The following is a 23,761-nucleotide window of genomic DNA, read 5'->3' as shown; positions in this document are numbered from 1 at the left end:
AGATACCACGTATCTGAGAGGGTCCCCCACCCGGCGGCGTTGCCGGTGGCCCGAGGAGTTGTACGTGACCAGCACAGAGCAGGCATACAAGTCAGAAGCCGCGACGGCTCACCCCGAGCATCTCGGGCATGTCATCTTCATCGCGGCGGCGGCCGCGATGGGCGGTTTCCTGTTCGGCTACGACAGTGCCGTGATCAACGGCGCCGTCGAGGCCATCCGAGGCCGCTACGACGTCGGCTCCGCGGCCCTGGCGCAGGTCATCGCCATCGCGCTGATCGGCTGTGCCATCGGGGCGGCCACCGCGGGGCGCATGGCCGACCGCATCGGCCGTATCCGCTGCATGCAGATCTCCGCCGCGCTCTTCACGATCAGCGCCGTCGGCTCCGCGCTGCCCTTCGCGCTGTACGACCTCGCCTTCTGGCGGATCGTCGGCGGCTTCGCCATCGGCATGGCCTCCGTCATCGGCCCCGCCTACATCGCCGAGGTCGCCCCGGCCGCGTACCGGGGCCGGCTCGGGTCCTTCCAGCAGGCCGCGATCGTCGTCGGCATCGCCATCTCGCAGCTGGTCAACTGGGGCATCCTGAACGCGGCGGGCGGTGACCAGCGCGGCGAGCTGCTGGGCGTCGAGGCCTGGCAGGTCATGCTCGGTGTGATGGTCGTACCGGCCGTGTTGTACGGGCTGCTGTCCTTCGCGATCCCCGAGTCCCCCCGCTTCCTGATCTCCGTGGGCCGGGACGAGCGCGCCCGCGAGGTGCTGCGCGAGGTCGAGGGCGACAGCGCCGACCTGGACGCCCGGGTCGCCGAGATCGAGCACGCCATGAAGAGCGAGCACAAGTCGACCTTCCGGGACCTGCTCGGCGGTTCCTTCTTCTTCAAGCCGATCGTCTGGATCGGTATCGGCCTCTCGGTCTTCCAGCAGTTCGTCGGCATCAACGTGGCGTTCTACTACTCCTCGACGCTCTGGCAGTCGGTCGGCGTCGACCCGACGGAGTCGTTCTTCTACTCCTTCACCACGTCGATCATCAACATCGTCGGCACCGTGATCGCCATGATCTTCGTCGACCGGATCGGCCGCCGGCCGCTCGCGCTGATCGGTTCCGTCGGCATGGTCATCGGGCTCGCCCTGGAGGCCTGGGCCTTCTCCTTCGACCTCGTCGACGGCAAGCTGCCCGCCACACAGGGCTGGGTGGCCCTGGTCGCCGCACATGTGTTCGTGCTCTTCTTCGCCCTCTCCTGGGGCGTCGTGGTCTGGGTCTTCCTCGGCGAGATGTTCCCGAACAGGATCCGCGCCGCCGCCCTGGGCGTGGCCGCCGCCGCGCAGTGGATCGCCAACTGGGCCATCACCGCGAGCTTCCCGTCCCTGGCCGACTGGAACCTCTCCCTCACCTACGTGATCTACACGATCTTCGCCGCGCTCTCGATCCCGTTCGTCCTCAGGTTCGTCAAGGAGACCAAGGGCAAGACGCTGGAGGAGATGGGCTAGTCGCGGACCTCTCCATGACTCGGGGACGGGGAGGAGGGCCACGTCCCCGCTGTCCACCGGACAGCGGGGACGTCAGCCCGCCAGTGCCGGCAGTACCCGCTCCCCGAACAGCCGCAGGCTCCGCCACCCCTCCTCCACCGGCATCCCGCCCGACAGCGGATGCAGCACGTAGTTGTCCAGCCCCTGCGCCACGCACTCCTCGGGTGTCAGCATCCGGTAGACGCCCTCGGCACGCAGTTCCTCCACCGTCGTGGCCGCCGACTTCACGGCGGACCGGATGTCGCCCGACTGCCAGGAGGCGTACGTCCGGGCCTCGTGCAGGAAGTGCCGGCCGTGCTCGGCCCACGCGCGGTCCGGATCCTCGGTGAGGTGCAGCAGCGGGGTCTCGGCGGCCGGCATCATCGTCCAGCCCTCGGTGCCGTACTCGACGAGCCGTTCCTTGTAGTAGGCCTCCAGCTCGGGCAGGTGCGCGCTGGGGAAGAGGGGCAGCCCGAGACGGGCGGCGCGCCTGGCCGCCGCCTTCGACGAGCCGCCCACCAGCAGGAGCGGATGCGGGTCGGTGCACGGGCGCGGAGTGACCCGTACCGTACGGCCCTGGTAGGAGAACTCCTCCCCGGTCCACGCCTTCAGCAGGGTCTCCAGCAACTCGTCCTGGAGCTTGCCGCGCCGCTTCCAGTCGGCGCCGAAGTGGGCGTACTCCTCGGGCCGGTATCCGATGCCGGCGACCGTGACCAGCCGCCCGCCGCTCAGCAGATCCAGTACGGCGATGTCCTCGGCGAGCCTCAAGGGGTCGTGCAACGGGCCGATCATCGCGGACACCATCACCGCGATCTTCCGCGTCGCCCCGAAGACGGCCCCCGCGAAGGCGAACGGCGACGGCAGCCAGTTGTTGGCGACGCCGTGGTGCTCCTCGGTCTGGACGGTGGTGATGCCGAGGGCGTCGGCGTACGCGGCCATCTCGATCGCGGCCTGGTAGCGGGCGCGGAGCTCGGCGGGGGTGGCATCGGGGGCGACCAGGTTGAAACGTACGACGGTGACGGGCATGGGGAGTCCCTTCCGGCGGGTGTGCCGGGGGAGATTAGCTGACGATGTGTCAGATATCCAGGGGTGCGGAAGGGGTACGGAGAGGGGGCCGGGCGGCCTACCGGGGCCGGACGCGCCGGAGGGCGGTCGCGCATACTGGTCCCGTTATGGAAACCGTCATCCTTGCTGTAGTCATCGCCGTGCTCGTGCTCGGTGTGCTCGGCGGGCTTGTCGTCGGCAGCCGCAGGAAGAAGCCGCTGCCCCCGGCGCCCCCCACGACACCCGACCTCACCACCCCTCCGGCCGAGCCGCACATCGGCGACGAGGCCGAGACGCCGCGCGACGAACCGCGCCGCACCATAGAGGAGGTGGATCTCCCGGGCGGCGACGCCTCGTCCGTCGCCGTCGAGGAACCTCCCGTCCCCGCCATCGAGGTGCCGGAGCCCACCGCCGGCCGGCTGGTCCGGCTGCGCACCCGGCTCTCCCGGTCGCAGAACGCGCTCGGCAAGGGGCTGCTCGCGCTCCTCGCGCGCGAGCATCTCGACGACGAGACCTGGGAGGAGGTCGAGGACACGCTCCTCACCGCCGACGTCGGCGTCCAGCCCACCCAGGAGCTCGTCGAGCGGCTGCGCGAGCGCGTGAAGGTGCTCGGCACCCGCACGCCCGCCGAGCTGCGCGGGCTGCTGCGCGAAGAGCTGCTCCAGATCCTCGAACCCGGGTTCGATCGGGCCGTGAAGACCGACTCGAACCTCGACACCCCGGGCATCGTGATGGTCGTCGGCGTCAACGGCACCGGCAAGACCACCACCACCGGCAAGCTCGCACGCGTGCTCGTCGCCGACGGGAAGAACGTCGTTCTCGGCGCCGCCGACACCTTCCGCGCCGCCGCCGCCGATCAGCTCCAGACCTGGGGCGACCGGGTCGGGGCCCGCACCGTGCGCGGTCCCGAGGGCGGCGACCCCGCCTCGATCGCCTTCGACGCCGTCAAGGAGGGCATCGCGGCCGGTGTCGACGTCGTCCTGATCGACACCGCCGGACGGCTGCACACCAAGACCGGGCTCATGGACGAGCTCGGCAAGGTCAAGCGCGTCGTCGAGAAGCACGCCCCGCTGGACGAGGTGCTGCTCGTGCTGGACGCCACGACCGGGCAGAACGGGCTCGTGCAGGCCCGTGTCTTCGCCGAGGTCGTCGACATCACCGGCATCGTGCTCACCAAGCTCGACGGCACCGCCAAGGGCGGCATCGTCATCGCCGTACAGCGCGAGCTGGGCGTGCCGGTGAAGCTGATCGGCCTCGGCGAGGGTGCCGACGATCTGGCTCCGTTCGAGCCGGAGGCGTTCGTTGACGCACTTATCGGGGACTGACCACCTCCGAAATCTCGTAGGCCGGTCAATTCGTAGGCCGGTCAAGAGGCGCCCGCCCCCAAGGTGCAGTGGGGGACGGGCGCCTTGCTGTGCGGGCCCTACGCGCGCGAGCGGTGCGCCACGTACGCCAGCGTCCCCAGCAGCAGCCTGGCCGCCGGAGGCTTCGTCGCCGTGTCCAGCGCGGGCGGGCGCAGCCAACTGACCGGGCCGAGGCCGCCACGGTCGGAGGGGGGCGCCGTGAGATATGTACCGGTGCCCAGGCCGTGCAGGTCGAGGGTCGGGTCGTCCCAGCCCATGCGGTAGAGGAGCGCGGGGAGTTCGGCGGCGGCGCCGGGGGCGACGAAGAACTGGGCGCGGCCCTCCGGGGTGGCCGTGACGGGGCCCAGGGGGAGGCCCATGCGTTCCAGGCGGACCAGGGCGTGGCGGCCGGCCGGTTCGGCGACCTCGATCACGTCGAAGGCGCGGCCCACGGGGAGCATGACGGAGGCGCCGGGGAACTGGCCCCAGATGTCGGTGACTTCGTCGAGAGTGGCGCCGGCCGCGACCCGGGGGGCGAAACCCAGGGGGTGGGCGCCCGGCGTGGGGCAGGCGGTCAGGCCGCAGGAGCAGGCGCCGCCGGCCGCGCGGGCCCCGGCCACCACGTCCCAGCCCCAGAGGCCGGTGTACTCGGCCACGGCGGTGCACTCCGACGACCGGCCGCGGCGGCGCGCACCGGGTCGGATCTCGCGGATACCGCGGCTGCTGCCGATCGTGAAGCCCATGCCCCCTCCAACGGGTTCGACGCACCGGTGGTTACGAACTGCGAGCAGAACGTGACCCTGTGTCTCCGACTGACCGAGACCCCTGCCCCCCGTCGTCCGTTCCAGTCGGCGCCCGGACGTGCCTCGGGTGGTGCGCTCGACGGCGCGCGCCCTCGCATGCATCGCTCCGCCCACTCGCGACCGTCCACTGTCAAGTGAATCCTCTGTAGGTGTCCGTGAGTTCATTCGAAGGGGTGGCGAATGGTGGCGTTTCCTGGATCGCCGTGGCCGGGGGCGTGATCGAAGGATTACTTTGAGTGTGCGAGGCCTTGGGGCACATGCGCTCGCGGGTATGCCGGAGGCAAGGCGTCTTCCCGTTCGAAGGGTGACAACTGGCGGACGCGAAGCCTATTTACCGGCATTCTGATAGGGCTTGGCGCACTCGGCGGCAAGAGGTCTCAGGGATGGGGGCGTTCCAGTGGGCGGCAACGGCGGAAGCGCGACGACCGCGGTCAGCACCGACAAGCGCCCGAACGACTTGCTCGGCTCGTGGTTCGTGCGCAGCGGCTGGTCCAAGGGCGAGCTGGCGCGCCAAGTGAACCGGCGGGCACGCCAGTTGGGTGCCAACCACATCTCGACCGACACCTCCCGGGTCCGGCGCTGGCTCGACGGGGAGAATCCGCGAGAGCCCATCCCGCGCATCCTGTCCGAGCTGTTCTCCGAGCGGTTCGGCTGTGTCGTCGCCGTCGAGGACCTCGGACTGCGCACCGCCCGCCAGTCCCCGTCCGCCTCCGGCGTCGACCTGCCCTGGACGGCCCCCCAGACCGTCGCCCTGCTCAGCGAGTTCTCCCGCAGCGACCTGATGCTGGCGCGCCGCGGCTTCCTCGGGACCGCGCTGTCCCTCTCCGCCGGCCCAACCCTCATCGAGCCCATGCAGCGCTGGCTCGTCCCGGTGCCCCCCGCCCCGCCCGAGGAGCCCGAGCACCCGTCCGCCGCGCGCCGGGCCGGCCGCCTGTCCAAGCCCGAGCTGGAGCTGCTGGAGTCCACCACCGCGATGTTCCGGCAGTGGGACGCGCAGTGCGGCGGCGGCCTGCGCCGCAAGGCGGTCGTCGGACAGCTGCACGAGGTGACGGACCTCCTCCAGGAGCCCCAGCCCGAGTCCACCACCCGCAAGCTGTTCAAGGTCGCCGCCGAGCTGGCCGAACTCGCCGGCTGGATGTCGTACGACGTGGGACTCCAGCCGACCGCCCAGAAGTACTTCGTCCTGGCCCTGCACGCGGCCAAGGAAGCCGGCGACAAGCCGCTCGGCTCGTACGTCCTGTCGTCCATGAGCCGCCAGATGATCCACCTCGGCCGGCCGGACGACGCCCTCGAACTGATCCACCTCGCGCAGTACGGCAGCCGTGACTGCGCCAGCCCCCGCACCCAGGCCATGCTGTATGCGATGGAGGCACGCGCGTACGCCAACATGGGGCAGCCCGGAAAGTGCAAGCGGGCCGTGCGGATGGCCGAGGACACGTTCGCGGACGTACACGATTGGGACGAGCCCGATCCCGACTGGATCCGCTTCTTCTCCCAGGCCGAGCTGTACGGCGAGAACTCCCATTCGTTTCGTGACCTGGCCTATGTCGCCGGCCGCAGCCCCACCTACGCCTCGCTGGCCGAGCCCCTCATGCGCAACGCGGTCGACCTGTTCGCGAAGGACACCGATCACCAGCGGTCCTACGCACTGAATCTGATCGGCATGGCCACGGTCCACCTCCTCCAGCGGGAGCCCGAGCGGGCCACGGTGCTGGCCGCAGAAGCCATGGTCATCGCCAAGAAGGTGCGCTCCGAGCGCGTCAACACTCGTATCCGAAAAACGGTCGACACGGCCGTACGCGATTTCGGGGATCTCCCCGACGTCGTGGACCTGACCGCCCAGCTCGCGCTCGATCTCCCCGAGACCGCCGAGGCGGTCTGAGCCCCCAGAACCCCGGCCGCGGCAGGCCCTCCCGACAGCCCGACTCGGCTCCCCCGCCAGGTCATCGGAAGGCCGGCCGCGGTCGGACTGTCTTTTGCGCCCGAACCGGCGCCGCTCTCGCGGAAGTGGCTGGTCGTCGTGGGCGTTGCTCGAGCGGTGGCTGCGGTTGCCTTCGCTGAAGATTGCGTCACGATAACGATCGACGTGACCGAAATCCGGCAGTTCATTCAGGCGTAACACGTGCGGTGCCTTCGTCACACCGCCGAAACATCGAGGGGCGTCGACCGAAACGGCGCTGCGTCAATGTCTGGCCCATAACCGGCCCACCCCCTCAATTCCGCTCAGGCTTCGCCCGCACGGGGCCGTACCAATGACGAGGAGACGCCGATGGCACCAGCCGCCATCACGCTAGCCGCAGCCGCTCCCAAGCTGTCTGCCGCAAACACCGGGTTCATGCTGATCTGTTCGGCCCTGGTGTTGCTCATGACCCCCGGTCTCGCCTTCTTCTACGGAGGCATGGTCCGCGTCAAGAGCACCCTGAACATGTTGATGATGAGCTTTATCAGCATCGGCATCGTCACCCTTCTGTGGGTGCTGTACGGCTTCTCCCTCGCGTTCGGCACCGACAAGGGCAGCCTCATCGGCTGGACCTCGGGTTGGGTCGGTCTCAGTGACATCGGCACGACCGATATCTGGGACGGCTACAACATCCCGGTCCTGGCCTTCATGGTCTTCCAGATGATGTTCGCGATCATCACGCCCGCCCTGATCAGCGGCGCCCTCGCGGACCGCGTCAAGTTCTCGGCATGGGCGCTGTTCGTCGCCCTGTGGGCCACCGTCGTGTACTTCCCCGTCGCCCACTGGGTATGGGGCGCGGGCGGCTGGGCGTTCGACCTGGGCGTCATCGACTTCGCCGGTGGTACGGCGGTCCACATCAACGCGGGTGCCGCGGCACTCGGCGTGATCCTGGTCATCGGCAAGCGCGTCGGCTTCAAGAAGGACCCGATGCGCCCGCACAGCCTCCCGCTGGTCATGCTCGGCTCCGGCCTGCTGTGGTTCGGCTGGTTCGGCTTCAACGCCGGCTCGTGGCTGGGCAACGACGACGGCGTCGGCACGCTGATGTTCGTCAACACGCAGGTCGCCACCGCCGCCGCCATGCTCGCCTGGCTCATCTACGAGAAGATCCGCCACGGCGCGTTCACCACGCTGGGCGCCGCCTCCGGCGCTGTCGCGGGTCTGGTCGCCATCACCCCCTCGGGCGGTGCGGTCACCCCGATCGGCGCGATCGCGGTCGGCGCCATCGCCGGTGTGCTGTGCGCCATGGCTGTCGGCCTCAAGTACAAGTTCGGCTACGACGACTCGCTCGACGTCGTCGGTGTCCACATGGTCGGCGGTGTCATCGGCTCCCTGCTGATCGGCTTCTTCGCCAGCGGCAAGGGCCAGTCGGAGGTCGAGGGCCTCTTCTACGGCGGCGGCCTCGACCAGTTCTGGAAGCAGTGCGCGGGCGTCTTCGCCGTCCTCGGCTACTCCCTGGTCGTCTCCGCGATCCTCGCCTTCCTCCTCGACAAGACGATCGGCATGCGCGTCCCCGAGGACGACGAGATCGCCGGCATCGACCAGGCCGAACACGCCGAGACCGCATACGACTTCAGCGGCGCCGGCGGCGGCGCGGCCCGTACGTCCGTCCCGGCCGGTGTCGGAGGCGCGAGCAAGAAGGTGGACGCATGAAGCTCATCACCGCCGTTGTGAAGCCCCACCGGCTCGACGAGATCAAGGAAGCCCTCCAGGCATTCGGGGTCCACGGTCTGACGGTCACCGAAGCGAGCGGCTACGGTCGTCAGCGGGGCCACACCGAGGTCTACCGGGGCGCCGAGTACACGGTCGACCTGGTTCCCAAGATCCGTATCGAGGTCCTCGCCGAGGACGACGACGCCGAGGGTCTGATCGACGTCATCGTCAAGGCGGCCCGGACCGGCAAGATCGGTGACGGCAAGGTCTGGTCCGTGCCGGTCGAGACGGCTGTCCGGGTCCGGACGGGCGAGCGCGGCCCGGACGCGCTCTGAGGCAGCAAAACAGAACAGGAGTCGCTGGGTGACGAGTACGGACGTGCGTAAGGATGCAGAGGACTCGGGACCCAGCGGCTATGCGGCGGCCCGGCTGCGCCTCCTCACTGAGGAGGCGCGGTCCGGGCCGCCGCGCCGTGCGGCCCTGTCCGAACTGACGGACGAATGGCTGAGCGGCCTGTTCGCCGCGGCCGGCGAAGGACTGCGCGGAGTCTCCCTGGTCGCCGTCGGCGGCTACGGCAGAGGCGAGCTCTCCCCACGCAGCGACCTGGACCTGCTCCTCCTGCACGACGGCAGCGACTCCGCCGGCGTCGCTGCCCTCGCGGACCGCCTCTGGTACCCCGTCTGGGACCTGGGCCTCGCCCTGGACCACTCGGTCAGGACCCCGTCCGAGGCCCGCAAGGTGTCGGGCGAGGACCTCAAGGTGCAGCTCGGCCTGCTGGACGCCCGCCACCTCGCCGGCGACCTCGGCCTCACGGCCGGCCTGCGCACCGCCGTCCTCGCCGACTGGCGCAACCAGGCCCCCAAACGCCTCCCCGAACTCCAGGAACTCTGCGCCGAACGGGCCGAACGCCAGGGCGAGCTGCAGTACCTCCTCGAACCCGACCTCAAGGAGGCCCGCGGCGGCCTGCGCGACGCCACCGCCCTGCGCGCCGTCGCGGCCTCCTGGCTCGCCGACGCCCCCCGCGAGGGCCTCGACGACGCGCGCCGCCGCCTGCTGGACGTCCGCGACGCCCTCCACCTCGCCACCGGCCGCGCCACCGACCGCCTCGCCCTCCAGGAACAGGACCAGGTCGCCGCCGAACTCGGCCTCCTCGACGCCGACACCCTCCTTCGCCAGGTGTACGAGGCGGCACGCGTCGTCTCGTACGCCAGCGACGTGACCTGGCGCGAGGTGGGGCGCGTACTGCGCTCTCGCGCCGTACGCCCACGGCTGCGCGCCATGCTGGGCGGCGGCAAACCGGCGCCGGAACGTTCCCCCTTGGCGGAGGGCGTCGTGGAACAGGACGGCGAAGTGGTGCTCGCCCGCGCCGCGCGCCCCGACCGTGACCCCGTACTGCCCCTGCGCGCCGCCGCGGCCGCCGCCCAGGCAGGCCTCCCGCTCTCCCTGCACGCCGTCCGCCGCATGGCCGCGGCGGCCCGCCCGCTGCCGACCCCTTGGCCGGCCGAGGCGAGAGAACAACTCGTCACGTTGCTGGGCTCCGGCCGTCCCACCATCGAGGTCTGGGAGGCACTGGAGGCCGAAGGCCTGATCACCCACCTCCTCCCCGACTGGGAGCGAGTCCGCTGCCGACCGCAGCGCAACGCCGTCCACATCTGGACGGTCGACCGCCACCTGATCGAGACGGCCGTCCGGGCCTCCGAGTTCACCCGCCGTGTCAGCCGCCCCGACCTCCTCCTCGTCTCCGCGCTCCTCCACGACATCGGCAAGGGCTGGCCCGGCGACCACTCCGTCGCGGGCGAGATCATCGCGAAGGACGTCGCCGCCCGCATCGGCTTCGACCGCGCCGACGTGGCGGTGCTGGCCACGCTCGTACGTCATCATCTGCTGCTCGTCGACACCGCCACCCGGCGTGACCTGGAGGACCCGGCCACCGTCCGCGCGGTTGCCGAGGCCGTCGGCACGCAGAGCACCCTGGAACTCCTGCACGCGCTCACCGAGTCCGACGCCCTGGCGACAGGCCCGGCCGCCTGGTCGTCCTGGCGCGGCTCACTCGTCGCCGACCTGGTGAAACGCGTCGCCGCCGTGCTCTCCGGGGACGCTCCCGAGGAACCTGAGGCCGGCGCGCCCACCGCCGAACAGGAACGGCTCGCCATCGAGGCGTTCCGCACGGGCGGCCCTGTGTTGTCGCTGCGCGCCCAGACGGAGGCACCGGCGGACGCGGCCACCGAGGAGTCCCCGGCCTCACCCGAGGGTGAACCCGAACCCCTCGGCGTGGAACTCCTGATCGCCGTTCCGGACCAGCCGGGCGTCCTGCCCGCCGTGGCCGGCGTCCTCGCGATGCACCGGCTGACCGTCCGCACGGCGGAACTGCGCGCACTGGACCTCCCCGACGGCGTCGACGGCACGGTCCTGCTCCTCGACTGGCGCGTCGCCGCCGAATACGGCTCCCTGCCCCAGGCCGCCCGCCTGCGCGCCGACCTGGTACGGGCCCTGGACGGCTCCCTGGACATCACGGGCCGCCTGGCCGAGCGCGACGCGGCGTACCCACGGCGCCGGGGCGTCCTGGCGCCGGCGGCCCGGGTGACCGTCCATCCGACCGCGTCCCGGCTGGCCACGGTGATCGAGGTACGCGCGCAGGACGCCCCGGGGCTGCTGCACCGGCTGGGGCGGGCACTGGAGGACGCGGGGGTGCGGGTGCGGAGCATGCACGTCAGCACGCTGGGGTCCAACGCGGTGGACGCGTTTTACGTGACGACTCCCGAGGGCGTGCCCTTGCCGGGGGAGGCGGCGGCTTCTACGGCTCGGAAGCTGGAGGAGATCTTGCGCGCGTGACTTTTTAGTCGGGTGATTCGTTAGTCGTGCGTGCTCCTCGCTCATGCGGGGATGGCCCGATCGTGAACGAGGAGTTGGTCACGATCTTTGGTTGCTCCCCGCCCTCGCGGGGATTCCGTCCCCGCCTGCTGATTCAGCAGGCGGGGACGATTTGCTTGCGGGGCCGGATACCCTGGAGAGCAGCCCACTCTGCCCCCTACTCCGAGGACCGACGCCGCCGTGTTCGATACTCTCTCCGATCGCCTCTCAGCGACTTTCAAGAACCTGCGCGGCAAGGGGCGCCTGAGTGAGGCGGACATCGATGCCACGGCCCGCGAGATCCGTATCGCGCTCCTTGAAGCCGACGTGGCCCTGCCGGTCGTGCGGACGTTCATCAAGAACGTCAAGGAGCGTGCTCTCGGGGTCGAGGTCTCCAAGGCCCTCAACCCCGCTCAGCAGATCATCAAGATCGTCAACGATGAACTGATCCAGATCCTCGGCGGCGAAACCCGCCGCCTCCGCTTCTCCAAGCAGCCCCCGACCGTCATCATGCTCGCTGGTCTCCAGGGTGCCGGTAAGACCACCCTCGCGGGCAAGCTCGGCAAGTGGCTCAAGGACCAGGGACACTCGCCCCTCCTCGTCGCCGCCGACCTCCAGCGCCCCAACGCCGTCAACCAGCTCAGCGTCGTCGCCGAGCGCGCCGGCGTCGCGGTCTACGCGCCCGAGCCGGGCAACGGGGTCGGTGACCCGGTCAAGGTCGCCAAGGACTCGATGGAGTTCGCGAAGACCAAGGTCCACGACATCGTGATCGTGGACACCGCCGGCCGCCTCGGTATCGACGCCGAGCTGATGCGGCAGGCCGCGGACATCCGGGACGCGGTCTCGCCCGACGAGATCCTCTTCGTCGTCGACGCGATGATCGGTCAGGACGCCGTCAACACGGCCGAGGCCTTCCGGGACGGCGTCGGCTTCGACGGTGTCGTCCTGTCGAAGCTCGACGGTGACGCCCGTGGTGGTGCCGCGCTCTCGATCGCGTCGGTGACCGGCAAGCCGATCATGTTCGCGTCGAACGGCGAGAAGCTCGACGACTTCGACGCGTTCCACCCTGACCGGATGGCCTCCCGCATTCTCGACATGGGTGACCTGCTCACCCTGATCGAGCAGGCGGAGAAGACGTTCAGCCAGGAAGAGGCCGAGAAAATGGCCTCCAAGCTGGCGTCCAAGAAGGGCCAGGACTTCACCCTGGACGACTTCCTGGCCCAGATGGAGCAGGTCAGGAAAATGGGCAGCATCAGCAAGCTGCTCGGGATGCTGCCCGGCATGGGTCAGATCAAGGACCAGATCAACAACCTCGACGAGCGCGATGTGGACCGTACGGCGGCCATCATCAAGTCGATGACCCCGGCCGAGCGCCACGAGCCGACGATCATCAACGGCTCGCGCCGTGCCCGTATCGCCAAGGGCTCCGGGGTCGACGTCAGCGCGGTCAAGGGTCTGGTCGAGCGGTTCTTCGAGGCCCGCAAGATGATGTCCCGCATGGCTCAGGGCGGCGGCATGCCGGGTATGCCCGGGATGCCGGGTATGGGTGGCGGCCCAGGCCGGTCGAAGAAGCAGCCCAAGCAGGCCAAGGGCAAGCAGCGTTCCGGCAACCCGATGAAGCGCAAGCAGCAGGAGCAGGAGGAGGCCGCGCGCAAGGCCGCCGGTGCTCAGGGCGCTCCGGGCGGCGCGTTCGGGCTGCCGGGCCAGCAGGCCGCTCAGGACTTCGAACTGCCGGACGAGTTCAAGAAGTTCATGGGCTGATGTGCTGATGGGCTGAGAAGCCGGTCGGCTGAGAGGCTGATCTGCTCGGCGCCCCTCGCAGGAGGGGCGCCTGACGTCCGAGCGGGAGAGCGGACTGTCGGTACAAGGGCTGGGGTGACGGGTCGCCTCACGCCGTCCGGGCGATGAGGTACCGGAAGACGTTCGGCATCCAGATCGTCCCGTCCCGCCGCTGGTGCGGATGCAGTGCCTCCGCCAGCTCCTTGTCCACCTGTTCCTGGCCGGCCGCCGTGATCGCCGCGTCGAACAGCCCCGTCGACAGGAGCCCTCGTAACGCGCTGCCCATGTCCGCGTACCCGAACGGGCACGCCACCCGCCCGGAGCCGTCAGGGCGCAGGCCCGCCCGCTGGGCGACCTCCTCCAGGTCGTCGCGGAGCGAGGGGCGCCAACTGCCCATGACGCGCAGCGGATCCGCGAGCCGGGCCGCGACCCGCAGCACGGCCGCGGTGGCGCAGCGCTCCGGGGGACCCCAGCCCGTCAGTACCACCGGTGTTCCTCGCCCGGTCGAGGGCGCCGCCGCCGCGAGTGTCTCGCGGAGCCTTTGGGAGTCGCCCGCGAGGCAGCCGATCGGTTCGAACGCGGTCACCAGGGTGTAGGGGGGAGCGTCGTCCTGGTCAGGGAGGCTCGCTGCGAGCCGGATCTCGGCACGCGCGCGCGTGCCTGGCGGTTCGGGCAGCAGACGTTGCCGCGCGAGGCTCAGCCGCTGCGGTGACGAGGTCTCGACACCGGTGACGGCGGCGCCTCTGGAGGCCGCCATGAGGAGGGCCAGGCCCGAGCCGCAGCCGAGGCCGAGGAGCCGGGTGCCGGTGCTTACTTCCAGCCGTTCGTAGACGGTCTCGTAGAGCGGTACGAGCATCCGCTCCTGGATCTCCGACCAGTCACGCGCGCGTGTGCACAGGTCCACACGGGGCGCCGGGCCCGCGTGGGGCTGGTGCTGTCGCACGAGCGTAGGTGTCATCGAAAGCGCCCCAATCCGCCGAGAGTTACCGCTGTTTCCGATGTGGTGGCCCCCATGCAGTGCGCGATCGCACTTCCCCCGTATGCCAGGAAACTCCGCACGCGAGCCCCCGTCCAGGGGCTGTAGGGCCCGGGTTGTGTGCTCGCTGTGCTCACGAAAAGAATTCACATGCCGGCAACGTGGGCCCGTAGCATCGCGTCATGGCAAAGGCACCCGTACTCACGCCTCAGGCAATTGATTTCCCTCGCTGGTACCAGGATCTGGTCGGCAAAGCGGAGCTGGCCGACAACGGTCCGGTGCGCGGGACCATGGTCATCCGACCGTACGGGTACGGGTTGTGGGAGCGGATGCAGGCCGAGATGGACGCGCGGATCAAGGAGACGGGCGCGCAGAACGCCTATTTCCCCCTGCTGATCCCGCAGTCGTACTTCGCCAGGGAGGCCGAGCACGTCGAGGGGTTCGCGCCGGAGCTGGCCGTGGTCACGCATGGCGGTGGCAAGGAACTCGAAGAGCCCGCGGTGGTGCGTCCCACCTCCGAGATGATCATCAACGACTACTTCTCGAAGTGGGTGCAGAGCTACCGTGATCTGCCCCTGTTGATCAACCAGTGGGCGAATGTGGTGCGTTGGGAGCTGCGGCCCCGGCTCTTCCTGCGTACGGCGGAGTTCCTGTGGCAGGAGGGCCACACCGCGCACGCCACCCAGGAGGACGCCCGCGAGTTCGCCGCGCACATTCACCGGAACGTCTATGAGGAGTTCATGGTGAACGTCCTGGCGATGGACACCGTTCCCGGCCGCAAGACGGTCAAGGAGCGATTCGCGGGCGCGATCAACACCCTCACGCTCGAAGGCATGATGGGCGACGGCAAGGCCCTTCAGATGGCCACCAGTCATGAGCTGGGCCAGAACTTCGCGAAGGCGTTCAACACGCGTTATCTGTCGAAGGAAGGCAGGCAGGAACTCGTCTGGCAGACGTCGTGGGGCTCGACGACCCGCATGATCGGCGCCCTGGTGATGGCGCACGGCGACGACAACGGCCTGCGGGTGCCGCCGCGTCTCGCCGCGATCCAGGTGGTTGTCCTCGCGATCAAGGGCGACGAGGCGGTTCTGGCCAAGGTCCGTGAGATCGGCGACCGGCTGAAGGCGGCGGGCGTACGCGTGCGCGTGGACGACCGTACGGACGTGCCCTTCGGCCGGCGCGCTGTCGACTGGGAGCTCAAGGGCGTCCCCGTACGCGTCGAGGTCGGCCCCCGGGATCTGGAGAACGGCACGGCGATGCTCGTGCGCCGCATCCCGGGTGGCAAGGAGCCGGTGGCCGTCGACGCGCTCGTACGGCTGCTGCCCACCGTCCTCGAAGAGGACCAGGCGCTGTTGCTGGCCCAGTCGCGCGAGCGGCGGGAGGCCCGTACCGCGGATGTGTCGACGTTCGAGGAGGCCGTGGAGGCGGCGACCGCCGGTGGCTGGGCGCGGATCCCCTGGGCGGTGCTCGGTGAGAGAGGCGAGGCCAGGCTCGGCGAGCACGGGGTGACCGTACGGTGTCTGGTCGCGGCGGACGGGTCGGTTCCCGACGCGGACGACGCACCCGGTAACGTCGCTGTCGTGGCCCGCGCCTACTGAGGCGGGGCCGAGACGGCCGAAACGCCTCTTGCGCGTCTGCCGATCACAGCCGCCCCGGCGTGCGGAAAACGTCTACGCGCCGGGTCGTACGTGCGGCTACGCACCGGCTTGGTATGAGCTGTGCGGCTTATCCGCAGATCAGCGCACCCGCCCTCGTCAGGACGCATCAGCGGCAACTGACGGGTACGTGCAAATTATTTGGGATGGCCCGGAATCGGAACACAGCGGCACTCAGGCTCGTTGTCATTACGTGAGCACGACACAGACACCACCTGTACTCGCCGCAGAACTGGCGCAGGCGTGGGCCGATATCCAGCGGTACCACCCCGAGCTGCCCGATCTTGCCGCGCCCGAGTCCCTGATCGGAGAGTCGTCGTCCGCCTGCGGGCACGCGCTCTCCTTCGAGCGACTGCTTCATGAGGCAGTCCATGGCATCGCCGCAGCCCGCGGAGTCCGCGACACTTCCCGGGCCGGCCGCTACCACAACCGCAGATTCCTCGCGATCGCCGAGGAGCTGGGTCTGGACCACCCGGAGGAGCCGCATCCCAGCAGCGGCTTCTCCCTGGTCACGCTCAACCCCGAGGCCAAGCGGCGCTACCGCCCCACCATGGAGCGGCTGCAGCGGGCGCTGAAGGCGCACACGGTCGCCACCACCTCCGACACGACCCGTACCTTCCGCGGTCCGGCCGCGCGTCACGGCTCCTCCGGGGGCGGGGTGCGCGTCAAGGCCGTCTGCGACTGCGGTCGCAACGTTCGGGTCGTCCCGTCGGTCCTGGCACAGGCACCGATCGTGTGCGGCGGCTGCGGCAAGCCGTTCAGGATCCCCGAGATCGTGGGCGCGGGCGCCGCCTGAGGCTCTGCTCCGACGCGTGATCGAGCCCGGCATCTCGTGGGTGCCGGTTGTACACGTGACGGAATGGGCGCGGGCCGCGGGCAGCGGCTGTATGGGCACCCGGAGTGCCGGGTGCCCATACAGGCCTGTCCGGGTGACGCCCCGGTGCGGGCGGACCTGGCGGGTGTGGCAGAATGGACAGCTGTACTCGACAGCCGCACAGGAACCCTCTCGCCTCCGGCTGACGCGTCCATCGGGCACTCGGGTACCGCAACCCCACGCGGCAACCTTGCCGTGCCCAACCACGTCAAATCCAGGAGAACCCACTCCCGTGGCAGTCAAGATCAAGCTGAAGCGTCTGGGCAAGATCCGTTCGCCTCACTACCGCATCGTCGTCGCCGACTCCCGTACCCGCCGTGACGGCCGGGCCATCGAGGAGATCGGCCTGTACCACCCGGTGCAGAACCCCTCGCGCATCGAGGTCGACACCGAGCGTGCGCAGTACTGGCTGGGTGTCGGCGCGCAGCCGACCGAGCCGGTTCTCGCCATCCTCAAGCTGACCGGCGACTGGCAGAAGTTCAAGGGTCTGCCCGCCCCGGCTCCGCTGCTCGTGGCCGCTCCGAAGGCCGCGCGTCCGCTGTTCGAGGCCCTCGGTGGCGAGGACACGGGCAAGGGTGAGGCCATCACCCAGAAGAAGAAGGCTGAGAAGAAGGACGACGCTGCGGCCGAGTCCACGTCGACCGAGGCCTGAGCATGCTCGAGGAGGCTCTCGAGCACCTCGTGAAGGGCATCGTCGACAACCCCGACGAAGTGCAGGTCGCCTCGCGTGATCTGCGTCGTGGGCGCGTTCTGGAGGTCAGGGTTCACCCCGACGACCTCGGGAAGGTGATCGGCCGCAACGGCCGCACCGCACGTGCATTGCGTACTGTCGTGGGTGCCATCGGCGGCCGTGGTGTCCGTGTCGACCTCGTCGACGTGGACCAGGTTCGCTGATCATCACGTAGCACCGGCTCGGGCCGGGGAGGGCCCCTTGGGCCGTCCCCGGCCCGTAGTCGTAGGACAGGAGATTCCAGAAAGTGCAGCTCGTAGTCGCGCGCGTGGGCCGCGCCCACGGCATCAAGGGCGAGGTCACCGTCGAGGTACGTACCGACGAGCCGGAACTGCGGCTCCCGCCCGGCGCCGTCCTGGCCACCGACCCCGCGTCGGCGGGCCCGCTGACCATCGAGACCGGCCGTGTCCACAGCGGCCGCCTCCTGTTGCGCTTCGAGGGCGTACGCGACCGTACGGGCGCGGAGGCCCTGCGCAATGTCCTGCTGATCGCCGACGTCGACCCCGAGGAACTCCCCGAGGGTGAGGACGAGTACTACGACCACCAGCTGATGGACCTGGACGTGGTCCTGGTCGACGGCACCGAGGTCGGGCGCATCACCGAGATCTCGCACCTGCCCTCCCAGGACCTGTTCGTCGTGGAGCGCCCCGACGGCAGTGAGGTGTACATCCCGTTCGTCGAGGAGATCGTGGTGGAGATCGACCTGGAGGAGCAGCGGGCGGTCATCGACCCGCCGCCGGGTCTGATCGACGACCGGGCCGAGATCGCTTCGTCGCGGGACGAGTCGTAATGCGCCTCGACGTCCTCACGATCTTCCCCGAGTACCTCGAACCCCTGAACGTCTCGCTCGTCGGCAAGGCACGCGCGCGTGGACAGCTGAATGTCCATGTGCGTCATCTCCGGGACTGGACGTACGACCGCCACAACACGGTCGACGACACGCCCTACGGCGGCGGCCCGGGGATGGTCATGAAGACCGACCCCTGGGGCGACGCGCTGGACGACGTGCTGGCCGACGGATACGAGACGGGCTCCGGAGCGCCCGCGCTGGTGGTGCCCACGCCCAGTGGCCGCCCCTTCACCCAGGCGCTCGCCGTCGAGCTGTCCGAGCGGCCGTGGCTGGTCTTCACGCCCGCCCGTTACGAGGGCATCGACCGGCGTGTCATCGACGAGTACGCCACCCGGATGCCCGTGTACGAGGTGTCCATCGGCGACTATGTGCTCGCCGGCGGTGAGGCGGCCGTACTGGTGATCACGGAGGCCGTCGCGCGGCTGCTGCCCGGGGTCCTCGGCAACGCCGAGTCGCACCGGGACGACTCCTTCGCGCCAGGTGCCATGGCGAACCTCCTGGAGGGGCCCGTCTACACCAAGCCGCCCATGTGGCGCGGCCGGGAGATCCCGGACGTGCTGCTCAGTGGCCACCACGGGAAGATCGCGCGCTGGCGCCGGGACGAGGCGCTGCGTCGTACGGCGGCCAACCGGCCCGATCTGATCGAGCGGTGCGACGCGTCGGGCTTCGACAAGAAGGACCGCGAGATGCTCTCCATCATGGGGTGGGCGCCTTCCGCCGACGGCCGATTTTGGCGCAGGCCAGACGGCGTGGAAGAATAGCTCGCTGTTGTGCGTCGTCCGGCGTGCGCCCCTGCCACGGGGGGACACGACGCCCGCCCCGGCACGGACAGCAACCTTCCGTAAATCAAGCTCCCGTTGATGACCTGTGGCATCAACGAAGAAAGCAGACGAAATGTCTCACCTGCTCGACACAGTCGACTCCGCGTCGCTGCGTAGCGACATCCCGGCCTTCCGCCCGGGTGACACCGTCAACGTCCACGTCCGCGTCATCGAGGGCAACCGCTCCCGTGTGCAGCAGTTCAAGGGCGTAGTCATCCGCCGTCAGGGCTCCGGTGTCCGCGAGACCTTCACGGTCCGCAAGGTCTCGTTCTCCGTCGGCGTCGAGCGCACCTTCCCGGTGCACACCCCGATCGTCGAGAAGATCGAGCTGGTCACGCGTGGTGACGTGCGTCGCGCCAAGCTGTACTATCTCCGTGAGCTGCGCGGCAAGGCCGCGAAGATCAAGGAGAAGCGCGACAGGTGAGCTTCCGGTGAGCCTGATGTGAAGAAGGCTCACATCGGGGCCGGATAACATCCTGCCCCGATGAACACCGAAGCACAGCCGACGGAGCGCGACCGCTCCTCCCGCCCTGTTCGATCCGAGGAGAACTCGGACACCGAGGGGCCGGAGGGCCGGTCGCGTTTTGCGTTGGTGTCCCGGGCGGCGGAGTGGCTCCCGGGCGGCCGGATCACCCTGATCGTGCTGGTCTGCCTGGTGTTTCTGCTGCTCTTCAGCAGGTTCGTCCTCCAGCCGTTCGAAATTCCCAGCCGCTCGATGGAGCGCGGATTGAGGATCGGGGACCGCGTTCTCGTAAATAGGTTGGCGTACCGTTTCGGTGCCGAGCCGCAGCGCGGCGACGTCATTGTGTTCGACGGAACCGGCTACTTCGGGCACGCCGACTACATCAAGCGCGTTGTGGGTGTGGGGAGAGACCACGTGGTCTGCTGCGACAAGGAGGGGAGGATCGAGGTGAACGGCCGGTCGGTCGACGAGTCGACGTTCATTTACCCCGGTGACAGCCCGTCCACGGTGTCCTTCGACGTGGTCGTGCCCGCGGGCGGACTCTTCCTTCTGGGGGACCACCGCGACGACTCCAGCGACTCCCGGGACCACCTGGGTTCGCCGGGGGGAGGCATGGTTCCCGTCGGCAGGGTGATCGGCCGGGCGGAGTGGATCGCCTGGCCCCGCGAGCACTGGACCCGGCTGGACCGGCCCGGCGCGTACGCGCGTGTGCCGGCCGCGGACGGTGTCCATGGGTAACCGGGGCAAGCCGCGCGGTGCGCCCGTCACCCCCGCCGAGCAGTTGCTGCCCACCGGCTCCCGCCGGGCGTCCGGCGGCGCCGCCAGGCCGGGCCGGGCGGAGCGGCGCAAGCTGCAGCGCAAGGTCAAGGCGCGCAGGCGGCGTTCGGCCGTCAAGGAGATACCGCTCCTGGTCGGCGTCGCGGTCCTGATAGCCCTGGTCCTGAAGACTTTCCTTGTACAGGCGTTCGTGATCCCGTCGGGCTCGATGGAGAACACCATCCAGATCGGCGACCGTGTCCTCGTGGACAAGTTCACCCCGTGGTTCGGTTCGAAGCCCACGCGCGGTGACGTCGTCGTCTTCAAGGACCCCGGGGGCTGGCTGGACGACGAGCCGGCGGCCGCCAAGGGCGCGGACCCTGTCGTCGTCAAGCAGGTCAAGCAGGGGCTCACCTTCATCGGCCTGCTGCCCTCGGACGACGAGAAGGACCTCATCAAGCGCGTCGTCGCGGTCGGCGGCGACACCGTCAAGTGCTGCGACGCCCAGGGCCGCGTGACCGTCAACGGCATGCCGCTCAACGAGACGAACTACATCCATCCCGGCAACAAGCCGTCCTCGTTCACCTTCGAGGTGAAGGTTCCCGAGGGACGACTGTTCGTGATGGGTGACCATCGAGCCAACTCCGCCGACTCCCGCTACCACCGCACCGAGGCGTACAGCGGCACCGTGTCCGAGAGCTCGGTCGTGGGCCGGGCCATGGTCATCGCCTGGCCGTTCGGTCACTGGACCCGTCTGGAGGAGCCGAACACGTTCTCCGCGGTGCCGGGTGGGTCGGCCGCCGCCCTCGGCTCGTCGCATAGGGTGGCTACCGCGGATCGGTATGGATCGATCCCGCTCCCGACCCCTGCGGAACTCCCGCTCGTTATGGGAGTGGTGGGCCTGCGTCGCTTCCGGCGTGGGCGGTGGTTCGGAGTGAGGAGTGGATGTGGGGGATTTGGCGGTCGGCGCACGGTCCGGACAGGACGGTCCCGACGAACAGCGCCCCGCGGAGCCGGTTGCGCCGGCCGCGAGGGACGCCGTCCCCGCCGAGAGTGACTCCGGGGCCCCAGGGCCCTCGGAAGGTGGCTCGGGGTCCTCAGGGCCGGGCGATGGGGACACCGGTGACGACAGGGCGCAGGATGTCGGGGAGCCCGCCCGCAGGCCCAGGAATCAGCGCTCCTTCTGGAAGGAGTTGCCCCTGCTCATCGGTATCGCGCTGGTGCTCGCGCTGCTGATCAAGACCTTCCTGGTGCAGGCGTTCTCCATCCCCTCGGACTCCATGCAGCACACGCTGGAGCAGGGCGACCGGGTCCTGGTCGACAAGCTGACCCCGTGGTTCGGCTCCGAGCCCGAGCGCGGTGAGGTCGTCGTCTTCCACGACCCCGCCGAGTGGCTCGCCAACGAGCCGGTCGTCGAACCGAACCCCGTGCAGCGGGTCCTGGGCTGGATCGGCCTGATGCCGTCCGCCAACGAGAAGGACCTCATCAAGCGCGTCATCGGCGTCGGCGGCGACACCGTCGAGTGCAAGGGCACGGGCCCGCTGAAGGTCAACGGCAAGCCGCTCGACGACAAGTCGTTCGTGTACGCGGGGAACACCCCGTGCACCGTCGACGACCAGGGCGGGCAGTTCAAGGTCACGGTACCCAAGGGCAAAATCTGGGTCATGGGTGACCACCGGCAGAACTCGCTGGACTCCCGGTACCACCAGGAGGACAAGAACCACGGCTTCGTCCCCGTGGGCAACGTCGTCGGCCGCGCCATCGTGGTGGCCTGGCCTCCCACCCACTGGGCCACGCTGCCGATTCCCGACACGTTCGACCAGAACCTGAGCGCCGCCGCCCCGGGCGTGCTGGGCCTCGCGGGCGCCGTCCCGCTGGTGCTGTGGCGCAGGCGCCGCGTGATCGGTCGTACGACCGCTTCCGGCACCGGCGAAAACTCCGGTGTTCCCGGGCTGGGTACCGACCGGTAGGGTGCCGTCCCAGGCAGCGATCTGGGAGACCACTGGGATGAGCGTTACGACGACACGTCCGGCCGAGGGCCGCGGCGGGCTCGGCAGCAAGCTGTCGGGACTGGCCGTGGCCCTCGGCTGTGTGCTCTTCCTCGGTGGTTTCGTCTGGGGGGCGATCCTCTACCGGCCATACACGGTGCCGACCGACTCCATGTCGCCCACCATCGTGGCCGGTGACCGGGTGCTGGGCCAGCGGATCGACGGCGGCGACATCGTGCGTGGTGACGTCGTCGTCTTCAGGCAGGCGAGCTGGGGCGACATGCCCCTGGTCAAGCGGGTCGTGGCCGTGGGCGGGGACACCGTCTCCTGCTGCACGGACGGCAAGCTGGTCGTCAACGGCAAGCAGATCCAGGAGCCCTACCTTGGCAAGGGCCAGCTCGCCGAGCTGACCGACATCCCGTCGATCACGGTCCCCGAAGGGCGCCTGTTCCTGCTCGGTGACGAGCGCACCGGTTCCCTGGACTCCACGGCCCACCTCACGGAGGCCTTCAGCGGCACGGTGCCGCGCAGCGGGGTGGAGGCGCGCGTCGACGCGGTGGTGTGGCCCATGAAGGGCATGCTGGCGCGCCCCACGGGCTTCGAGACGCTGGGCGCCCTGTCCACGCCGGGTCCGCTGCGGCTGGTCACCGTCGCGATCGTGGTGGGCGGGGTGCTCGTGCTGGGCGGCGGCGCCTACGGTCCCGTGGCCGCCCGGGTCGCGAAGCGGCGTGGTGCCGCGGTGACGGAGCCTGCCGGTGCCCGCTGAGGCGGTGGGCGGTGCGGACGACTCGTACACCGGCGGTGTGCGCAGGGTGTCCCGGGTGGTGCTCCTCGACCCGGAGGACCGGATTCTGCTGCTGCACGGGCACGAGCCCGACGATCCGGCCGACGCCTGGTGGTTCACACCCGGTGGCGGCCTGGAGGGCGACGAGACGCGCGAGGAGGCCGCGCTGCGGGAACTCGCGGAGGAGACCGGCATCATCGAGGTCGAACTCGGTCCGGTGCTGTGGCGGCGCAGCTGCTCCTTCCCGTTCGCGGGGCGCCGCTGGGACCAGGACGAGTGGTACTACCTGGCCCGTACGGACACGACGGAGACCCGGGCCACGGGTCTCACGGAGCTGGAACGGCGCAGTGTCGCCGGAGCGCGTTGGTGGACGTGCCAGGAACTGACCCAGGCACATGAGACGGTGTATCCGACCAGACTCGCCGAGCTCCTGCGCAAGGTGCTCGACGAAGGTCCCCCGCCCAGCCCCGAGGTCCTCGACACGGAAATCGTCTAGCGGATCGCGGTACTGGCGCACAATGGGGGGACGCACGGCTGAAGGGGAACATGCCATGAGCGCCGAGGACCTCGAGAAGTACGAGACCGAGATGGAGCTGAAGCTCTACCGGGAGTACCGCGATGTCGTCGGTCTGTTCAAATATGTGATCGAGACCGAACGGCGCTTCTACCTCACCAACGACTACGAGATGCAGGTGCACTCGGTCCAGGGCGAGGTGTTTTTCGAGGTGTCCATGGCGGACGCCTGGGTGTGGGACATGTATCGGCCGGCCCGGTTCGTGAAGCAGGTGCGGGTACTCACGTTCAAGGACGTGAACATCGAAGAGCTGAACAAGAGCGATCTGGAGCTCCCGGGCGGCTGATCGTCACTCGTGCGGGTGGCGAGGTTATCCACAATGCCGAGGTTGTCCACCAAGATCCAATAGCTCGCTGAACT

At 69.5% G+C, this 23,761-nt stretch carries 23 protein-coding genes; 20 read left to right on the top strand and 3 right to left on the bottom strand.

Annotated elements, in window-relative coordinates:
* Nucleotides 1-64: 64 nt before the first annotated feature.
* Nucleotides 65-1,483, top strand: coding sequence for a sugar porter family MFS transporter (locus ADL01_RS00215; protein WP_053739778.1), 1,419 nt, complete (start codon nt 65-67; stop codon nt 1,481-1,483).
* Nucleotides 1,484-1,555: 72 nt separating this feature from the next.
* Here ADL01_RS00215 and ADL01_RS00210 read toward each other — a convergent pair whose 3' ends face one another.
* Nucleotides 1,556-2,527 carry an LLM class flavin-dependent oxidoreductase gene (locus ADL01_RS00210; RefSeq protein WP_053739777.1) on the bottom strand — a complete coding sequence of 324 codons (972 nt, stop codon included), beginning with the start codon at nt 2,525-2,527 and terminating at the stop codon, nt 1,556-1,558.
* A gap of 146 nt (nt 2,528-2,673) precedes the next feature.
* Here ADL01_RS00210 and ftsY point away from each other — a divergent pair, with 146 nt between their 5' ends.
* The gene (gene ftsY / locus ADL01_RS00205; protein WP_053739776.1) at nt 2,674-3,870 is read left to right on the top strand and encodes a signal recognition particle-docking protein FtsY; all 1,197 of its coding nucleotides are present in this window, start codon (nt 2,674-2,676) and stop codon (nt 3,868-3,870) included.
* Nucleotides 3,871-3,968: 98 nt separating this feature from the next.
* Here the strand turns inward: ftsY and ADL01_RS00200 are convergent, their stop codons facing one another.
* Complete coding sequence (locus ADL01_RS00200) at nt 3,969-4,631, bottom strand: bifunctional DNA primase/polymerase (protein ID WP_053739775.1); 663 nt, start codon at nt 4,629-4,631, stop codon at nt 3,969-3,971.
* Between the two features lie 457 nt (nt 4,632-5,088).
* Between ADL01_RS00200 and ADL01_RS00195 the strand changes: the two genes are divergently transcribed.
* The 5 genes from ADL01_RS00195 to ffh all read left to right on the top strand — a co-directional run bounded on the left by ADL01_RS00195 (nt 5,089) and on the right by ffh (nt 12,912).
* Entirely contained in the window at nt 5,089-6,573 is a 1,485-nt protein-coding gene (locus ADL01_RS00195) for a hypothetical protein (RefSeq protein ID WP_053739774.1), read from the top strand.
* 387 nt (nt 6,574-6,960) lie between these two features.
* Nucleotides 6,961-8,301: an ammonium transporter gene (locus ADL01_RS00190; protein ID WP_053739773.1), complete on the top strand. Its 1,341-nt coding sequence runs from the start codon at nt 6,961-6,963 to the stop codon at nt 8,299-8,301.
* Entirely contained in the window at nt 8,298-8,636 is a 339-nt protein-coding gene (locus ADL01_RS00185) for a P-II family nitrogen regulator (RefSeq protein ID WP_053739772.1), read from the top strand. The genes ADL01_RS00190 and ADL01_RS00185 overlap by 4 nt, the downstream gene beginning before the upstream one ends.
* 28 nt (nt 8,637-8,664) lie before the next feature.
* A complete protein-coding gene (locus ADL01_RS00180) occupies nt 8,665-11,133 on the top strand; it encodes a [protein-PII] uridylyltransferase (RefSeq protein ID WP_053739771.1) in 2,469 nt (822 codons plus the stop codon).
* 219 nt (nt 11,134-11,352) lie between these two features.
* Complete coding sequence (gene ffh / locus ADL01_RS00175) at nt 11,353-12,912, top strand: signal recognition particle protein (protein WP_053739770.1); 1,560 nt, start codon at nt 11,353-11,355, stop codon at nt 12,910-12,912.
* A gap of 127 nt (nt 12,913-13,039) precedes the next feature.
* Here ffh and ADL01_RS00170 read toward each other — a convergent pair whose 3' ends face one another.
* Nucleotides 13,040-13,888 carry a class I SAM-dependent methyltransferase gene (locus ADL01_RS00170; RefSeq protein ID WP_078960235.1) on the bottom strand — a complete coding sequence of 283 codons (849 nt, stop codon included), beginning with the start codon at nt 13,886-13,888 and terminating at the stop codon, nt 13,040-13,042.
* Between the two features lie 200 nt (nt 13,889-14,088).
* On the opposite strand from ADL01_RS00170, the gene proS reads away from it, so the two are divergent.
* From proS to ADL01_RS00105, 13 genes are all read left to right on the top strand, one after another.
* Nucleotides 14,089-15,504, top strand: a complete 1,416-nt coding sequence (gene proS, locus ADL01_RS00165; RefSeq protein ID WP_053739768.1) for a proline--tRNA ligase — start codon at nt 14,089-14,091, stop codon at nt 15,502-15,504.
* Nucleotides 15,505-15,754: 250 nt separating this feature from the next.
* Nucleotides 15,755-16,357, top strand: a complete 603-nt coding sequence (locus ADL01_RS00160) for a hypothetical protein (protein ID WP_053739767.1) — start codon at nt 15,755-15,757, stop codon at nt 16,355-16,357.
* Between the two features lie 310 nt (nt 16,358-16,667).
* The gene (gene rpsP, locus ADL01_RS00155; RefSeq protein WP_053739766.1) at nt 16,668-17,087 is read left to right on the top strand and encodes a 30S ribosomal protein S16; all 420 of its coding nucleotides are present in this window, start codon (nt 16,668-16,670) and stop codon (nt 17,085-17,087) included.
* A 2-nt stretch (nt 17,088-17,089) separates the two neighbouring features.
* Nucleotides 17,090-17,329: an RNA-binding protein gene (locus ADL01_RS00150; protein ID WP_006373563.1), complete on the top strand. Its 240-nt coding sequence runs from the start codon at nt 17,090-17,092 to the stop codon at nt 17,327-17,329.
* Between the two features lie 83 nt (nt 17,330-17,412).
* A complete protein-coding gene (gene rimM / locus ADL01_RS00145; protein ID WP_053739765.1) occupies nt 17,413-17,955 on the top strand; it encodes a ribosome maturation factor RimM in 543 nt (180 codons plus the stop codon).
* A complete protein-coding gene (gene trmD / locus ADL01_RS00140; protein ID WP_053739764.1) occupies nt 17,955-18,776 on the top strand; it encodes a tRNA (guanosine(37)-N1)-methyltransferase TrmD in 822 nt (273 codons plus the stop codon). The genes rimM and trmD overlap by 1 nt, the downstream gene beginning before the upstream one ends.
* A 133-nt stretch (nt 18,777-18,909) precedes the next feature.
* The gene (gene rplS, locus ADL01_RS00135; RefSeq protein ID WP_053739763.1) at nt 18,910-19,260 is read left to right on the top strand and encodes a 50S ribosomal protein L19; all 351 of its coding nucleotides are present in this window, start codon (nt 18,910-18,912) and stop codon (nt 19,258-19,260) included.
* Between the two features lie 60 nt (nt 19,261-19,320).
* Nucleotides 19,321-20,037 (top strand): signal peptidase I, encoded by a 717-nt coding sequence (gene lepB / locus ADL01_RS00130; protein WP_053739762.1) that lies wholly within the window; start codon nt 19,321-19,323, stop codon nt 20,035-20,037.
* Entirely contained in the window at nt 20,030-21,112 is a 1,083-nt protein-coding gene (lepB, locus tag ADL01_RS00125) for a signal peptidase I (protein WP_053739761.1), read from the top strand. Before lepB (ADL01_RS00130) ends, lepB (ADL01_RS00125) begins: the two co-directional genes overlap by 8 nt.
* Nucleotides 21,003-22,025, top strand: coding sequence for a signal peptidase I (gene lepB, locus ADL01_RS00120; protein WP_078960234.1), 1,023 nt, complete (start codon nt 21,003-21,005; stop codon nt 22,023-22,025). The genes lepB (ADL01_RS00125) and lepB (ADL01_RS00120) overlap by 110 nt, the downstream gene beginning before the upstream one ends.
* A gap of 37 nt (nt 22,026-22,062) precedes the next feature.
* On the top strand, nt 22,063-22,809 hold the full coding sequence (gene lepB / locus ADL01_RS00115; RefSeq protein WP_053739760.1) for a signal peptidase I: 747 nt from the start codon (nt 22,063-22,065) through the stop codon (nt 22,807-22,809).
* Entirely contained in the window at nt 22,799-23,323 is a 525-nt protein-coding gene (locus ADL01_RS00110) for an NUDIX hydrolase (RefSeq protein ID WP_053739759.1), read from the top strand. Before lepB (ADL01_RS00115) ends, ADL01_RS00110 begins: the two co-directional genes overlap by 11 nt.
* 55 nt (nt 23,324-23,378) lie before the next feature.
* The gene (locus ADL01_RS00105) at nt 23,379-23,687 is read left to right on the top strand and encodes a DUF2469 domain-containing protein (RefSeq protein ID WP_003965949.1); all 309 of its coding nucleotides are present in this window, start codon (nt 23,379-23,381) and stop codon (nt 23,685-23,687) included.
* Nucleotides 23,688-23,761: the final 74 nt, after the last annotated feature.

The sequence above is a fragment of the Streptomyces sp. NRRL WC-3618 genome (genome assembly GCF_001280005.1).
Classification (GTDB): Bacteria; Actinomycetota; Actinomycetes; order Streptomycetales; family Streptomycetaceae; genus Streptomyces.
Note: the sequence above shows the minus strand (reverse complement) of the source record. Positions and strands in the feature narration are given on the sequence as shown.

What these genes read in the sequence shown, in the direction of transcription:
- proS (WP_053739768.1), top strand. Translation starts at nt 14,089, where the DNA reads ATGGCAAAGGCACCCGTACTCACGCCTCAGGCAATTGATTTCCCTCGC.
- ADL01_RS00150 (WP_006373563.1), top strand. Translation starts at nt 17,090, where the DNA reads ATGCTCGAGGAGGCTCTCGAGCACCTCGTGAAGGGCATCGTCGACAAC.
- ftsY (WP_053739776.1), top strand. Translation starts at nt 2,674, where the DNA reads ATGGAAACCGTCATCCTTGCTGTAGTCATCGCCGTGCTCGTGCTCGGT.
- lepB (WP_053739761.1), top strand. Translation starts at nt 20,030, where the DNA reads ATGGGTAACCGGGGCAAGCCGCGCGGTGCGCCCGTCACCCCCGCCGAG.
- rplS (WP_053739763.1), top strand. Translation starts at nt 18,910, where the DNA reads ATGTCTCACCTGCTCGACACAGTCGACTCCGCGTCGCTGCGTAGCGAC.
- ADL01_RS00190 (WP_053739773.1), top strand. Translation starts at nt 6,961, where the DNA reads ATGGCACCAGCCGCCATCACGCTAGCCGCAGCCGCTCCCAAGCTGTCT.
- lepB (WP_053739760.1), top strand. Translation starts at nt 22,063, where the DNA reads ATGAGCGTTACGACGACACGTCCGGCCGAGGGCCGCGGCGGGCTCGGC.
- lepB (WP_053739762.1), top strand. Translation starts at nt 19,321, where the DNA reads ATGAACACCGAAGCACAGCCGACGGAGCGCGACCGCTCCTCCCGCCCT.
- ADL01_RS00105 (WP_003965949.1), top strand. Translation starts at nt 23,379, where the DNA reads ATGAGCGCCGAGGACCTCGAGAAGTACGAGACCGAGATGGAGCTGAAG.
- trmD (WP_053739764.1), top strand. Translation starts at nt 17,955, where the DNA reads ATGCGCCTCGACGTCCTCACGATCTTCCCCGAGTACCTCGAACCCCTG.
- ADL01_RS00200 (WP_053739775.1), bottom strand. Translation starts at nt 4,631, where the DNA reads ATGGGCTTCACGATCGGCAGCAGCCGCGGTATCCGCGAGATCCGACCC.
- ADL01_RS00185 (WP_053739772.1), top strand. Translation starts at nt 8,298, where the DNA reads ATGAAGCTCATCACCGCCGTTGTGAAGCCCCACCGGCTCGACGAGATC.
- ADL01_RS00210 (WP_053739777.1), bottom strand. Translation starts at nt 2,527, where the DNA reads ATGCCCGTCACCGTCGTACGTTTCAACCTGGTCGCCCCCGATGCCACC.
- ADL01_RS00170 (WP_078960235.1), bottom strand. Translation starts at nt 13,888, where the DNA reads ATGACACCTACGCTCGTGCGACAGCACCAGCCCCACGCGGGCCCGGCG.